The 14727-nt window shown below is 39.4% G+C and carries 13 protein-coding genes; 10 read left to right on the forward strand and 3 right to left on the reverse strand.

Going from position 1 to position 14727, the window contains the following annotated elements; genetic code table 11:
* Positions 1–169 precede the first annotated feature (169 nt).
* Complete coding sequence (locus tag ACRD67_RS08600; RefSeq protein WP_430966723.1) at positions 170–3463, forward strand: P-loop NTPase fold protein; 3294 nt, start codon at positions 170–172, stop codon at positions 3461–3463.
* A gap of 21 nt (positions 3464–3484) precedes the next feature.
* A complete protein-coding gene (locus tag ACRD67_RS08605) occupies positions 3485–4378 on the forward strand; it encodes an AbiJ-NTD4 domain-containing protein (protein ID WP_430966724.1) in 894 nt (297 codons plus the stop codon).
* A 17-nt stretch (positions 4379–4395) separates the two neighbouring features.
* On the opposite strand, the gene ACRD67_RS08610 is transcribed toward ACRD67_RS08605, so the two are convergent.
* Positions 4396–4647 (reverse strand): hypothetical protein, encoded by a 252-nt coding sequence (locus ACRD67_RS08610; protein ID WP_430966725.1) that lies wholly within the window; start codon positions 4645–4647, stop codon positions 4396–4398.
* 228 nt (positions 4648–4875) lie between these two features.
* Here ACRD67_RS08610 and ACRD67_RS08615 point away from each other — a divergent pair, with 228 nt between their 5' ends.
* The 7 genes from ACRD67_RS08615 (at position 4876) to ACRD67_RS08645 (ending at position 11366) form a co-directional block, all read left to right on the forward strand.
* On the forward strand, positions 4876–6228 hold the full coding sequence (locus ACRD67_RS08615; protein ID WP_430966726.1) for a T9SS type A sorting domain-containing protein: 1353 nt from the start codon (positions 4876–4878) through the stop codon (positions 6226–6228).
* 11 nt (positions 6229–6239) lie between these two features.
* Positions 6240–8393 (forward strand): hypothetical protein, encoded by a 2154-nt coding sequence (locus tag ACRD67_RS08620; RefSeq protein ID WP_430966727.1) that lies wholly within the window; start codon positions 6240–6242, stop codon positions 8391–8393.
* Between the two features lie 5 nt (positions 8394–8398).
* Positions 8399–8815 (forward strand): hypothetical protein, encoded by a 417-nt coding sequence (locus ACRD67_RS08625; protein WP_430966728.1) that lies wholly within the window; start codon positions 8399–8401, stop codon positions 8813–8815.
* 119 nt (positions 8816–8934) lie between these two features.
* Positions 8935–9132, forward strand: coding sequence for an Imm74 family immunity protein (locus ACRD67_RS08630; RefSeq protein ID WP_430966729.1), 198 nt, complete (start codon positions 8935–8937; stop codon positions 9130–9132).
* Entirely contained in the window at positions 9125–9622 is a 498-nt protein-coding gene (locus ACRD67_RS08635) for a hypothetical protein (RefSeq protein ID WP_430966730.1), read from the forward strand. The genes ACRD67_RS08630 and ACRD67_RS08635 overlap by 8 nt, the downstream gene beginning before the upstream one ends.
* A gap of 317 nt (positions 9623–9939) precedes the next feature.
* A complete protein-coding gene (locus tag ACRD67_RS08640) occupies positions 9940–10632 on the forward strand; it encodes an outer membrane protein (RefSeq protein ID WP_430966731.1) in 693 nt (230 codons plus the stop codon).
* A 65-nt stretch (positions 10633–10697) separates the two neighbouring features.
* Positions 10698–11366: a hypothetical protein gene (locus tag ACRD67_RS08645; RefSeq protein ID WP_430966732.1), complete on the forward strand. Its 669-nt coding sequence runs from the start codon at positions 10698–10700 to the stop codon at positions 11364–11366.
* Positions 11367–11554: 188 nt separating this feature from the next.
* On the opposite strand, the gene ACRD67_RS08650 is transcribed toward ACRD67_RS08645, so the two are convergent.
* Positions 11555–12442 (reverse strand): tetratricopeptide repeat protein, encoded by an 888-nt coding sequence (locus tag ACRD67_RS08650; RefSeq protein WP_430966733.1) that lies wholly within the window; start codon positions 12440–12442, stop codon positions 11555–11557.
* Positions 12443–13083: 641 nt separating this feature from the next.
* On the opposite strand from ACRD67_RS08650, the gene ACRD67_RS08655 reads away from it, so the two are divergent.
* A complete protein-coding gene (locus ACRD67_RS08655) occupies positions 13084–13902 on the forward strand; it encodes a hypothetical protein (RefSeq protein WP_430966734.1) in 819 nt (272 codons plus the stop codon).
* Between the two features lie 126 nt (positions 13903–14028).
* Here ACRD67_RS08655 and ACRD67_RS08660 read toward each other — a convergent pair whose 3' ends face one another.
* The gene (locus tag ACRD67_RS08660; protein ID WP_430966735.1) at positions 14029–14727 is read right to left on the reverse strand and encodes a LytR/AlgR family response regulator transcription factor; all 699 of its coding nucleotides are present in this window, start codon (positions 14725–14727) and stop codon (positions 14029–14031) included.

The raw sequence follows: 14727 nt of genomic DNA on the forward strand, positions 1-14727 counted from the left end.
AAACATTTTTTACCCGTAATAATAGCGAAGGTGAGTGTGTGTAATGGTATACTACTACAATTTTTAATATCCTTGCAGTTTTCCGTAATGAATTACTTGTTAATAATTTGTATATTTAAACCTCCCCATTCATCATTTTCAGCCCCTCTTTGTAAAAGCATATAGTAAAATGACTGAACCAAAATACCCAATTTTTCTTTCGGGGAGGCCTTCTGGAAAAGATACTATTAAAGGTGGCTCACATAGAAAAACTGCAAAAATTATTGCCAAAACAATCAAGTCTGAAATATTAGACAAAAAAGTTGTTGGGTTAGAAGGAGAATGGGGTTCTGGAAAGTCCAATGTAATAAAAATAATTGAAGAGGAGCTTGGAACTGAATACTATACCTTTATTTTTGATTCCTGGGGTAATCAAGAAGATTTAACACGAAAATCGTTTTTAGAACAACTAATTAGTCAACTTTTTTCTGCTGGGTTTTTGACGGACAGAGAGAAATGGTCAAAATTAGAAAATCGACTACTTTCTAAGACATCTACGATTCACAAACAAAGGTTTCCTAAATTAAAACCATACTGGATTCTATTAACCCTTGCAATTTTGTCGTCAACGGTTCTTTCAGGTTTATATGATAACATTTTGTCAAAGGTAGACCTTATTAAGTCATGGGATGCTGGTCCTTTTTGGAAGCCAATTATCACCATCTATCTTATACCACTTGGGTTACTTATATGGGCAGTTTTGTTAGCATGGATAGAATATAAAAAGTTGAGAAAAGAAAATGCAACTAAAGAATTACAAAAACAAGAAGGCAGGTCTGATACTCTTGGCAGAATATTTTATTGGTTCCGGGGTCAGGAGATAGATTCTAAGGAAATAGAAAACGTGCTAGAAGATGAACCGTCGGTCAAAAAATTCAGGGAGTATTTTTCTAACATAGAAGAAGATATTAATAAAAATGGAAAGAAGCTTGTAATAGTTTTTGATAATATCGATAGACTAGAAGAAGATAAGATTAAGTCGCTTTGGTCTTCCATTCACACTTTTTTTGCTGAGGACACGGAAACGGTTAATTCTTGGATAATTGTACCTTATGATAAGACAAAATTAAACAAGCACTTTGATGGAAACGGGTTTATTGAAAAAACTTTTGCCACTAATTTTAGAGTAACACCACCCGTAGTAACTCAATGGGAAGCGTTTTTGGACCAATCTTTAAAAGATGCGTTTGGGGAAGAAATTATACATGAAAAGGAGAAGGAGTATGTTGTCAAATTATTTGACATTCTCTCTTCCGAAACTACAATCAAACCAAGGCAAATAATCAATTATGTAAATAGTTTGGTTGCTCAATATCTTCAATGGGAAAATGAGGTTGCAAATGATGAAATAAAAATGAGATATTTAGCATTATTTGTACTAGCAAAAGATGATATCATTAAGAGCCCAAATGAGGAAGTACTTTCCCGAAGTTACTTGAAAGCAGCGGTTAACCAATTTGAAGATATAGCTGAACTAGATGAATGTATTTCGGCTCTTACTTTTGGAGTTAACAAGAATCGGGCTAATGAAGTTCTCCTATTTAGAGAACTACAAATAATTTTGAGGGAAGGCAATGTGGAGAAACTAAAGAATTTCGTAAATCATGCCGCGTTTGATAGTTATTTTAATAAAGCATATTTCGGTTTAGAGCTGCCGACCAAAATAAATGGGTTGGCTGACATACTTAAAATTACTTCCAGTTATTTGTCTGATAATAGGAAAAGGCAATATTGGAATGATTTCGCAAAACAAATAATTGAAATAGAAACCCAATTTAAAAAATTTAATGATAACCATAAGGCTATTGTTTCCAACTCATCTTTGAACCTGGGTAAAAAGGTTTTGAAGAAGTTAATAGATACTTTAAGCAGTAAAATTCTAATAGATGACGAGTCAACTCAAAATACTTACTATGATGAGATTGTTAAAACAGAAAAATTTTTAAAAGACAATCAAGAAATAAAGATTGATTTAATAAAACTGATTAAACCCCAAGAATTTAAGCCTGTTCCATTAATTAACCTGGTATCAAAAACAAAAAAAGAATACACCAGGTATAAGATAAAGTGCAACAACGACGACTTGATTGATTACTTCTTTGAGGATGAAGAGAGTGAAGAGGATTTAAATTTAGGTAAAGTCACGGATTGTTTAAATGAGTTAGAAATTATTAACGATAATTACGAATTAGAAAGAATTTCCGAAGGAATAATAGAAAAACTAGAAGACGTAACTTATGATGAAGTAGAGGATATTACTAATTATTTGAATGTATTAAAACGTCTCAATAATAAACCTCTAGATGTAAAATTGTCTCCAACATTTTATAACCAATTAACAAAACCAAGGTTAGCTGAAAATGAAGTTTACATTAATGCTTTTGCCATAGGTCTAGCTAATTTTAACGATGCAATCGTACATCAAAACTTCATAAATACATTAAATACTTTATCTGACGAAAACATAGAAAAAATATGTGCAGAGATTGAATGGTACATAGACTACGATGACCTACTTTTTTTGATAACAGAAAACCCCAAAACCACACCCTATACGAATGTAAAATTAATGTCAGAGAAGCTAACATACAATAGTTACGGCTCTTCCAGATTGCTTTTGAAAAATATATTAGTAGAGTATTCGAAGGTTTTAGAAAAAGTATTTGACAATGACTTAAAAAAAGAGAAAAAGTTTATTCAAAAACTTGAAGGATGGCATAGTCACTTTGAAGACAATAGCGATGTGTCAAAATTGGATGAAAGATTTTTTTATAACCTTCACTTACAGGAATTTGAACTAATTAAAAAAGTTACAAAAAATGCATTAAAACATGTTGAGGGCCTTAGCAAAGAAGACATTTTAAACGCATTTAAAAAACAAAACAAAACCTTTTCGATTATTAAATCACTGGTTAACAACAAATTGATAAATACTTATAGTGGCAACTTTCATAGTGCTTTTGATGATTATCTAAAAGATATCGCCTCTGAAAAAGAAGATATACCAGAACCAATCTTTTGGGACACACTTATGAATGAATTAGACGCGAGGAAACTTAAAACAACTTATACTAGTGTTAGAGATATAATCATAAACGACAGGGGTGAAATTAACGAAAATGATATCCTCTTTTTCGGGAAAGGATTGCTTTTGCATGGAAATTTAGATAAAAGAAGTGATGCTACCACTCGTAAAATTATAATACCAATGATAGAATCTGATGGTTGTTTTGAGTTATTTCTTGAAAACAAGACGAAGCTTTTAAAAATCATTAACCAAGCAAGCGAGCATAAAGAAACGGCTATTAACGAGTTGCAAATAAGATATAATTCTGAGAAGTATAGGGAAAATGGTTTAATGAAAGAAATTGCAAAAACCCTGGATTTGAAGATTTTTAAAGATGATTCAGAGTTAGAACCTTAATAGCATAATAAATTTAGATTAATGAAAATTGACAAGAACAATTTACCTTTTGCCAAGCGCTACGGGTTTGAACCTGTAGAGATACCTATCCAAATAGACCATATAGATGATGATTTGAGAACTGATATGTGGAATGCATTTCTTATTTATATATATGGAAAATATGAAACAAATCAGAGGGATAAGAGTTTTATGAAACAATTTTTCCAGATTGTTTGGATTGGGTTTTTCAAAGAAGCATTAGATGATTTTCCCTATAGGGATTACGACCTTAAAGGTTTTATTAGAAGACATATCGAAAAGGCTCATTGGCCCAAAGTTTATGAATTCTTCGAGTTTGTTCTGCAACAGATTGAGGATAGGTCAGAATTTAGCACTTTCTTTGATATTGAAGAATTTAGTGATGTCCTGAATGAAAACCTTAAGGATAATAATTCTGCATATACCTTAGTTGAAACTAAATTCATTCCGGTAACAAACGAAGCCGAAATTTCTGAAATAGAACAGACACAAATCTTGGCCAGTGAGTATGGTTTGATAGGCATTCATGAGCATCTAAATACTGCCCTAGAGTTGATTTCAAAGAAGCCGAATCCGGATTTAAGAAACTCGATAAAGGAGGGCATAAGCATGGTAGAGGCTATTTCTAGAATTATTGAACCAACGGAAAATACTTTAGGAAAAGCTTTAAACAAACTCAACAAGTCTAAAAAGATAAACAATACGTTGAAAGCAGGGTTTGAAAAATTATACGCGTATACCAATGATAAAAATGGGATACGACATGCTCTTATGCAAGAGGATAAATTAGAGCTAGAAGACGCTAGATTTTTCCTCGTATCCTGTTCAGCTTTCACAAATTATCTCATAGAAAAAGCTAAGAAAGAAGATTTACTTGGCGCGGGCCAGAATTGAAAAAACGCTTAGATTGTTTATGCATTTTTTGAAATATCCCCGCTGTCGCGAGCCCTCCATAGGCCGTCCGGCTCGTTTAATAAACCAGTCCCGAACCCTCCGTTTCCACCCTTACTCCCAAAACCATTCCTCTTCTGTAAAGCGCAGCCCCCATAATTGTTCATTGCTAACTGTTCCCTGTTCAGTGTAAACATCCTCTTTTTCCCTCCAATTTTCCCACCTATTACGCTATACGCCCACTTATTACATGGGTTTTTCTTTCCTGTCAATTAATCAAGAACTTTAATGGATTAACAGGGGCTCAACTCCCCCTTTGACCGTTTCCAAACGACTTGTTAAACAACTCGTGGAGACTTATTAAGCAACTTTTGGCGACTTGTTTAACCACTCTAAAAAAGCCCTCCCGATAGCTATTGGGATGGGGCCTGCCTGCCAAGACGCAATTTCGGTAATCATCATACACGAGTAAAATAGATAACCTTAAAACACCCAAAGAGATGAAAAAGCGTACGATTCTGGCAATACTTGTTGTTGCCTTCCATTTCGCAGGCCTTTCACAAGAAAGTGGCGAAGGGAACCAAGGAACCTTGGAACAGGTCGAAGCGTATATCTACGGCGACCATGTGACCAGGAAAAAATCCAAAAAGACCTTTAAACTGGTAAGGTCCATGGCAGAAACAGGGGATGCCGATGCCATGTGCATGTTAGGAGTCCTGCACAAAGATGGTATCGGCACCGTCCTGGATTTCAACCAGGCGCGGATGTGCTTCGAGCGCGCCTACGAACTGGGCAGCGATAAGGCCGCCTATAGCTTGGGGTACCTGTACCTCAAAGGGCTCGGCGATGTGGAACAGGACTATGCCAAGGCCATGGAATGGTTCAAAAAGGGCACTTGGCCCATGGCCAAACATTGGCTTGCCAAAATGTACTATTTCGGGCTCGGGGTCCCCAAGGACCGGGCCAGGGCAATGGACCTTCTTCGTGATAATCCCATATACAACAGTGAGGTGCTGTTGCAACAGTTCCAAAACGAAGGAGAGGGCAAGAGCGATACCATACAGGTCCGGAGAGAGGGACTACAACAGGCCATCGGGGACAAAGGAACGGGAGAGAGTGCCTCGTCCATGACAGGAACAGATGAAAAGCGCGTTCCCGTTTCCATTGAGGGGAACTGGCAGGGCCATCTTTTGGAAATGGACTGGTCCGGCCGTACCGTGCTACGCACCCTGCCCATGAAATTTTTGGTGGAAAGTACCGATGGTGGCCCGGAGACCCTTGGGACGGAGGTAGAGGTTGCCGGAAACGGTACTTACGGCAGGGCCATATGGAAAGAGGGTGCCCTGACCTTTCTCAATGGGCAGATCACCATTGAAAAGCAGTACACGGACCATCCCGGTTATCCAGACCTGGACCATGACCTGCTCTCGGCAGATTTTACACTGGAAGAACTGGGGGGCACCACCTACCTCGTAGGGAGGTTGGAGACCTGGACCGTACAATGGGCCGAGCCCGGTCCACCCATGGTCATGGTACTGGCCCAGGGAGAACAAGAACTGTCCCAGGCCGCACTGTCCGCTTTGGCCCAACAGGGCAGTAGCTTTATAAAACTGTACCCCAACCCCTTTGCACATGATCTTCTCGTGCACTACGAACTGGGCTCCGATGCCAGTGTGGAAGTAGCGCTTTACGATTACTACGGGGCCACAAAGGTACAGACGGTGCACAACGGCTTTCTGGAACAGGGCAGGCACACCCATGCCATATCCAGGGGCGATCTACGGTCGGGACTGTACATCGTACAGGTAAGGGTGAACGACCGGACACATACCAAACTTGTCATTAAAAAATAAAGCCGTCAAAGATGAAAAATATATACAGATTTCTGCTCTCCGTGGCCCTTTTCACCTGCTTTTCCTTTTCGGCGGAAGCACAGTACAGAAGTCACGAGCCACTCGAGAGTAGGGTAGACCGCTCAGATAGTAGGAACAGGGACGCCAGGGGAAGAAGCAATAGGAATACGAGGCGCACCACGACCAGGAGGCCGCCCAGGGCCCTACCGGCCAGGACGGAGGAATTGGATTTCCAGATCTATTACACCAGCATGGACGTTCTGTTGAACATGCAGATAGCGATTGATGCCGCGCAGCGGGCAGCTGTAGATCGTTGGCTGCGCCGACAGGAAGAGAACTTCAGAAAGGAGATCAACCGCCAATTGCGGACCCGTCACAGCACCTTTAGAAATGCCCAAAGGGATTTCTTTAAAAATTACGAGAAGAACTTCAAAAAGGTTGAGAGCAGGGCACGCTCGATCGGGTCGAGCCATAGCAAAAAGGCAAGGTCGCTGGATAAGGAACAAGAACAGCATACCAATGACCTCAATTTGATTGAGGAATGGAGACATTTACGTGATGTTTGTAGCCCCCGCGGTATCGTTAATTGCGATGAACTGTCCAACAAAAGGGTCAGGAACACCCGCCTAGGTTCCACAGGTTTGGGAACCTTAGATCGCCTTTGGGACGGATCCCTAAATGACTTTTCAAAGAAAGAGTACGGAGCGGCACAAAATCGTTCCTGGGCATGGGGGATGCACCGGATCGTGGATGATGGGAGCCTATCCACTGAGATGACGAACAAACATATCGCCAACTATAACCGTAAGGGGCTACAGGACAAGGTGTTCCTTATGACCACCTACCTCACCCAGTACAACAACCGTGGTAGGGGTGTGATGAGCGTACCGATCACCAAGTATAGGCTGCCAAACTTCTGGAACAACACCATACTCCTGAACATGGGCAAGAAGAAGGCTCCAAAGCTCACGGATTCACAAAGGGTCTTCAAAGACAATTTTTTCCAAAACGAATCCGAACGGTGCAACTCCCTGTCCTCGAATTATTCGGTACGTCAATGTGCCAGGAACTATGAAAGGTTGGAAAAGTTAAGGGAAGATATTATCCTGCAACACAGGGAGGCCATGCTGACCCGTAGCGAGTTTGGCATGACACATAAATTGAACAAGTTGCGCAAAGGATACCGTAAGGGGAACGGATCGGGCAAGATAGGTGGACTGGATGCACTGTCCTATAAGAACTGGACCCCAGACGGAAACGGCTCCAATGCCAATAGGTTTTATCAGCTCAATAACGGCAGTTGGGTCTATCGCTCCAATTCGGTCAGAGAGGTGAATAATGGGGTTTCCTTTTCGGAGCCCAGCTTAAATGATGATGGCTACTTCTACTACATTTTTAATGACGGGACCAAACGTTGGCACGAGCTTTTATTGCCCGCGACCGGAGTGAGCACTACAAGCGACCCCTATTTGGTACAGGCTTTTTGGAAGGGCATGAAAGGGGTTGCCCGTTATGCGACACCAATAGAGGAGGCAATAGTATTTATAGATGGCAAGGATTTTGACAACAATGAAGCATCACGGGCCGAAGCTGGGGTCTGGCTGGTGGTCGGCTTTATACCAGGGGGCAAGATTCTGAAACCTGTGATCAAAGGTGGTGGAAAAGCAGTAAAAGTAGCTATTAAGATAGGCAGTAAAACAATAATTCAGTCTGCAACTTTAATAGAAGGTTTTATTACAATTCTAAAAAGACAAAGTATACCTTCTTTTAGAGCCACTACCTTTTTAGATGGAGCTTATAGAACAGCTAAAAATAATATTGACATATCGCTTTATAGATCTTTTGGAGGAGATGCTCTTGCCAATGGTGCCTTTTTAACAACCAAAAGGGGTGCCACGAGAAATGAACTTGCTATATTGAGTGAATTTAACAATAGTATGCGTTTTGAAGCTAAGATAAAAATACCTGCTGGAACTACTATGAATATTGGAAAAGTGGCTCCTCAGGTAGGTAAAAATGGACAAAGACTATCTGGTGGTGGAGATCAAGTATTATTATCTTCAAATTGGAGCATAAATTGGATTACAGAAATATTAGACAATACAACAGGTAAAAAATATACTTTACAAGAATTTCGGAAACTATATCCGAATTTATTTAACTAAAAAATATGGATTACTATAACATCAATGAACTTGAACCTATTGATAAGTCTCAAATTAAGACTCTCTATAAAAAATCTAAAGCATCTGAAGGAGGTAGTATTCTAGTATGGGGGGACTGTATTGGAAGGCCTGGGGATAATATATATCGGTTGTTGCAAATTGAAGAATTTGATGAAGGCATGTATTTATTTAATTTTAGTAAAAGCGATATTATTTTAAAAGAACCTAATAAAGTATATATAAATGAATTTATAATTGCTGTTGAATGTTGCAATGAGATTATTTGGCATGATAGGTCATCAGGATTGAAAATTAGATATAGTTTTAATCCTTCCAGCAAATCATTAATTGCAAATGTGTTGAAAGGGAGTCACAATCCTGTTATTAGCATTAATGAACCAGCGTTTATGCTTGCTTGGTAATTTTGAGTCGAACAACCGAAGACATGACCAAAATGAGCTAGCAGTTTTAAGAGAAAAAAACAGCCATTGGCTTTAGAGGAAGAAGTAATCTTAATTAGGCATTGGGAAACTTAGGTCAAATGACGTTTGAATTCGAAAATGGCAAGATATTGGTGTTAAAAGGTGAAGCCACTTTAGATCCGCCGATGTTTTATGCTGATAAAGAATCTTTAAACTATTGGGGGAAGCCAAAAGGACAACGTGTTACGGAAGAAGAACGGAAAAACATCATAAAAGAAATAAATAAAAAATTCAAAGGCAAAATATTGTTTGATTGAATCTAGAAGAAAATATACTCTTGCAGAATTTAGAAGAGCATTTCCAGATTTATTTAAAAGATATGCCATGAAGGATTTCTACAATTTAGAATCGTTAGACCCTATAGAGGATGATACGTTAATGCAACTATACAAAGAATCCAAGGCAGCTTTGGCAGGAACCATAACGCTTTGGGGGGACTGTATTGGAAGGCCTGGAGACAATTTGTATGCCTTAAAGGAAATAACAGGAACCAGTGAAAAAGGGATTGTTTTTGAGTTTAAGGGGGCTAAAATTCAAGTTTATAACCCGAGGAACATATATGTCAATGAGATGATCATTGCAATAAACGGGTGTGATAAAATCATTTGGGATGATATTTCCTTTAACACGAAAATTGAGTATTTGATTGACAAATCCGATCAAAAAGTAGTAGCGAATATCGTTAGAGGTGAGCATCATCCGAACCTAAATACCAGCGAACCATGCTTTATGCTGGCTGCTTGGTAGTTGCTAGTGCGTGTTTTGGGTAGGGAGCAAGCGGCCTAAGAGAACTTTATTCATTACTGGTCCATTGCTTTAAATGAAGTTATGAAGCAGGGAGTAGGAGGGTGGCCATATCCAATAGCTCCCCCAAAACCATCCCTCTTCTATAAAGCGCAAATCCCCATAATGGTTCATTGCTAATTGTTCCCTGTTTATTGTAAACACCCTCTTTCCCCCGCCAATTTTCCCGTCCATTCCCATATACGCCCACTTGTTACATGGGTTTTTCTTCCTATTCAATTTATCCGCAGTTTTATGCACTAAATGGAAAACTGCATATCATGAAAAAATGTCCATTGATTGTTGGCTGCTTACTTTTGGTCCTTTGCTTTACCATTCGATCTCAAGCCCAGGGAAGTGTCTCGATCCATGCGGGACCCTCCTTCCCGTTAGGTGATTTTACAGATATAGGCAGCAATGGCAATGCGGCCGTGGGCGCCCATATAGGCGCCCAATATGTATATCCCTTGGGAAAAAATGGTTGGGGACTGTTCGGAGGGGTCGACCTTCATTACAACGGGTCAGAAAAGGACGCGGAGACACTATCTGAACGAATTTTAATGCAAATTACGGGCGATGCCAATGTGCATATCAAGAACCCAAAGTATTTGAACGTTCCCGTAACCGCCGGTTTGCGGTATACTTTTAAAACTGGTCCTTGTGTTTCAATCTTTGCCCATGCCGGGGCGGCCTCGAACTTTCTTAAAATTATGGATTACGTGCTTACGATAGATGGGGAAACCTATAGATCAACGCAAAACTGGGCCACCAAGCTCGGGTATACCGTTGGGGCCGGTATTTGGATCAATGACCGCTTTTCCATAGCGGTGGATTACCTGGGCCTGGGTGAACATACCTATAGCGGGACGCTAGATATTCCTGCGCTGGGCGGACAACCTGCCGTTAAAGGAGATTACGATAATGGGAAACAAAAGGTGGCCATCCTGGCGCTACGGGTAGGGGTGAGGCTATAACCCGACCCAAAACTACTTGAAACAAGCACTCATTTTATCAACGCCCCTTTCAAACACGAACTACCATGACAAGGACATTGCTATTTTTTGCCTTGACCAGCTTCTTTTTTGTTGGCCATGCCCAAGACACTGAAACCGGCCGTAAGGGTCAACTCTATTTTAGCCTGGGACCGGAATATCGGATTACGCCTATTTACGATGTAGCGATACCGCTTAGCGAGGAGGCATCCTTTACGAATATTGATAAACAGAATTCGGGAATGGCCCTGAACCTTGAATTGGAATATTTTGTTTCGAAGAAACTCTCGGTCGGATTTATCAATTCGTTCCGTTACGACCTGGTACTTTTGGACGCGCGTGAGATCACCGGCGATTTTGGTGTGGAAGGGGCAGATTACAAATTGCTGATGGGCTATCATTTGTACCTGGCCTACTATTTCAAGGTCTTTGGCAAGGGCGAATTTTTTGCCCAGGCTGGTCTGTCCCTATTGAACCGGAACAGCGATTTCATCGTAAAGGAATTGTTCCGCAACGAAACCGGAGCGCTGGTGGGCACAGCCATTTACGATAGCGATTATAACTTCTTCGCTAATAAGTTGTCCCTGGGCTATGTGAAGGGGAGGAGCAAGCTATCATTGGGCATCTATGTTACGCATAGGGCCCCTCATTTTGGGCCCACTACATCGTTTATGGTGCCTCATATCGGGTTAAGCTATAATATCGGGAAGTTGTAGACATACCACTTTGTTTTTAGGAAAGCCCTGGAACAATCTCCGGGGCTTTTTTGTTGCATTGAGTATAAAGTAGACAGTGCTCCTTCACTGAAGTTACGGAGCACAGGTAGGGGAGGCAGGCGAGCCTGCCCGCCGACAGGAGGGCACGCTGAAGCTTTAGCGGAGGTGAGTGTATGAAATGGTTTTGATTAAGACAGATTTAGTTTTCTCTTGGTTTCAGCAATTCTTTCTCGAATTTCATAAGTAGTTTTGTCCAACTCCAAAGCTAAATTGAATTTTTCTAGAGCCTTAGCGAACTCCCCTAAATCGTAATAATAAATTCCTAGATTCATATGTGCATATGAATTGTCTTTATCGAGATGCATTGACTTTTCAATATCATTGAGCCCTTCCTTCTTTCTTCCTAGTTTTATTTTAGCTAGACCTCTGTTGTTATAGGCATATGCTTGCTCCGGCTCTATTTCAATAGCCTTATCGAAGTCTGTAATTGCTTTATCATATTCCCCAATAAGGTTATAGGTATATCCTCGATTATTTAGGGTCAAATTATTCTCCGGATTGAGTTCTAATGATTTTTCATAATCCAATAACCCTTTTGAATAATCCTTCAAATATGATTTAAGTAGCCCAGAACTATTGTAATCATTTGAATCAAAGTTTGTTCTGTTGTTCTTTTTTTCAAACTCATCGTTGAACAACTTGGCTTTTTGATAATTGTGGGCATTTAGAAAAGATGATATTGCCAAGCGATATATTAAATCTTGTTTATGTCCAGAATCTAGAACTTTTTCGAATATTTCCCCTGCTTTTTTAAACTCTTTGCTATTGTATAGGTCAATACCTTCCTCATATTCCAACGGCAGGTTCTTATACTTTAATAAGTTCTTTATGTTTTGGCCGTCATTATGGGTTAAGGTTCCATCATGTAATTTAATAGGTTGTCTTTGAGGTATGATATTGGCAAAGAAATCATAGTAAGTGGATATCCCAAAGAAAAATAACAGCACTACAAAATCCCCATTTAAATCGGCGAAAAAAACGTAATAAGTGACTATTAAAGACAATGCTAGCGACATTATCGGCCCCATTAGATTTATCAAGATCTGTCTGTTAACAGAAACTGATTCGCTATGCATTTGGCAAAGACCAATCTTCCAATGAAAGGGGTTCTTTCTGAAATAGATTTCCAACCTACCGATATTAATTTTAATACTCTCCTTTGGATCTCCATAAGAACCTAGAAACAATGTAACCTTGTCATCCGTCAACAACAAGGCAGGTATTCCATGGCCCAATTCATGAATCAGTGTGGAAATCGGCCTGAGAAAAATGGCAAATACAAGTAATAGAAAGATATAGGTATAGAACATTTGTATTTGAACTCAGTTCAGTTTAAGCTTCTAAACTAAGAAAAACAATAGTTTCCATTCGAAATTATTTACATATTCCAATTTGGTGTCAAGGCATTCACGTTAATATGTTATAAGTTGTAGCAAAGATTTACTACTAAGATTTCCCTTTAATTTTTCTTCTAAAAAGGTTTCTCTTAAAAGGTAATGGAACCAGCCTACGGTAGGCAGGCCCGCCTGTGGAGGGCAGGCAGGCATGGCCACATATGTAAATAATCACACCTCATGCCGATACCAAGTTTTACTATATTTACCTTGGGCAATGACCAAATGGCACTGCCTACAACAATATGTATAACCCATAGGGTGTGATGATGGTTGTCCGTGGCACTGCGCCCCACATGCCATACACAAATCCCATTGGCGGCAAGCTGGTCAATATGAGTAACAAACATGATATCAAGACATACCAAAAACTTTCGCTAGGCGCATCATTCTTTTTGGAAGAAGCATTTAAATATCTTGATACAGCATTGAAGTATGAATTTGCTTCAATCCTATTCGGAGAATTATTGGAGACAATTGAGCCAAATCAAGAAGATAGAAAAACAATTGATAAACTTATTTTACCTGCGACACCTATCGGAATGTTACAATTTGACAATAAGAAGGTGATTTCTGAAAAAACTATAAAAAAAATTTACTCTGCATGGGATAATGCGCAAAAAAGGGCTGAAAATGAAAAATATAAATTCGGATTAAACCACAGCATTGATTCGACTGAAATACTAGGACATATAAACAATATGGGCTTCTTTATGGAAACTATAATTAATAGGCATTTACTCTTTTTGAACCAATCAAGAAAAATAGATGATTTTAGCTATTCTCGAATTTCTACTTCAAGAATTATGGAAAGAATAGTTTACATATTTAAAGATGAATTAAATAAGAACAGGATTCATCTCAATGAAGTTCAAAATCTTTTTAGATTAAGAAACAAGACTGTTCATTATACTCCGGATAATGCAAAAATTCTAAAACCTATGGTTTCCGAATTAATCAAAATTTGGAATCAATGCTCAAAACTGTTAGAAAAACTTGAAGAAAAGGAGAATTTTGTTGATGGTAATTTTTCTAAACAAATAATTTACTATTCATTGAAATTCCAAGAAAGGTGGATATGAAAAGTCAACTGCTAGTAATGTATATAAAAAATAGAAGAAGGTGGGTTATCCAACATTTATTGGGTAGATGCCCAGGTCATTGGGAACCTCAAGCCCAATCAATAATATATAAAACCCCGACCTATTTTAAAGCCACTTCGCCTTGATGTCCTTGTACTTGGTTCTTCCGATAGGGATACGTTCCCCATTTTTGAGCACGGCCATATATTTGCTTCCCGTTTCTACACGAATTTCCCTTAGCTCGGACATCTTCATTAAGTACGATTTGTGGATCCGTTCAAAAGAAGGCGATAACAACTGTTCCAGTTTTTCGAGCGATTTATTATGCAGTTCCTTTTTCCCATCTGCCAGAAAGAGTTCGGTATAAACACCGGCACCTTTTATATAAAGTACCTCTTCAAGGGGTATGAGCTGTATCCGGTGTCTTTTTTTAACCGCTAAAAATTTAATATCATGGGCAGCTGTTTTCCCTTTAACAAGGGTCTTGTTCAAGGCTTGCTCCAAGCGGTCCCTGTTAAAAGGTTTGGGTACAAAATCCAAAACGCCATATTCATAAGCCGTAATTGCCTGGTCTTTGTAGGCAGAAACAATTACCGTATGGAACGATCCGGAAACCGCGGTGGCAAGAAGGTCAAACCCACTGGCACCATTAAGGTTCAGATCCAAGAGCACAAGATCCAAGGAGTTATTTTCTATAAACTGCACTGCCCCATGGAGGGTGTTTATATGTTGTAACGATTGTAGCGTATCACCAAAAATAGCACGGGTCATGCGTTCTATTCTTTTGGCAATCCGTGATTCATCTTCAACAATTAAAATGTGCAT

This window comes from Eudoraea algarum, from assembly GCF_050589645.1.
Taxonomy (GTDB): Bacteria; Bacteroidota; Bacteroidia; order Flavobacteriales; family Flavobacteriaceae; genus JBNGOQ01.

Excerpts from the sequence above, each read along its gene's own strand:
- ACRD67_RS08600 (WP_430966723.1), top strand. The coding sequence starts at position 170 with ATGACTGAACCAAAATACCCAATTTTTCTTTCGGGGAGGCCTTCTGGA.
- ACRD67_RS08605 (WP_430966724.1), top strand. The coding sequence starts at position 3,485 with ATGAAAATTGACAAGAACAATTTACCTTTTGCCAAGCGCTACGGGTTT.
- ACRD67_RS08615 (WP_430966726.1), top strand. The coding sequence starts at position 4,876 with ATGAAAAAGCGTACGATTCTGGCAATACTTGTTGTTGCCTTCCATTTC.
- ACRD67_RS08620 (WP_430966727.1), top strand. The coding sequence starts at position 6,240 with ATGAAAAATATATACAGATTTCTGCTCTCCGTGGCCCTTTTCACCTGC.
- ACRD67_RS08625 (WP_430966728.1), top strand. The coding sequence starts at position 8,399 with ATGGATTACTATAACATCAATGAACTTGAACCTATTGATAAGTCTCAA.
- ACRD67_RS08630 (WP_430966729.1), top strand. The coding sequence starts at position 8,935 with ATGACGTTTGAATTCGAAAATGGCAAGATATTGGTGTTAAAAGGTGAA.
- ACRD67_RS08640 (WP_430966731.1), top strand. The coding sequence starts at position 9,940 with ATGAAAAAATGTCCATTGATTGTTGGCTGCTTACTTTTGGTCCTTTGC.
- ACRD67_RS08645 (WP_430966732.1), top strand. The coding sequence starts at position 10,698 with ATGACAAGGACATTGCTATTTTTTGCCTTGACCAGCTTCTTTTTTGTT.
- ACRD67_RS08650 (WP_430966733.1), bottom strand. The coding sequence starts at position 12,442 with ATGTCGCTAGCATTGTCTTTAATAGTCACTTATTACGTTTTTTTCGCC.
- ACRD67_RS08660 (WP_430966735.1), bottom strand. The coding sequence starts at position 14,727 with ATGCACATTTTAATTGTTGAAGATGAATCACGGATTGCCAAAAGAATA.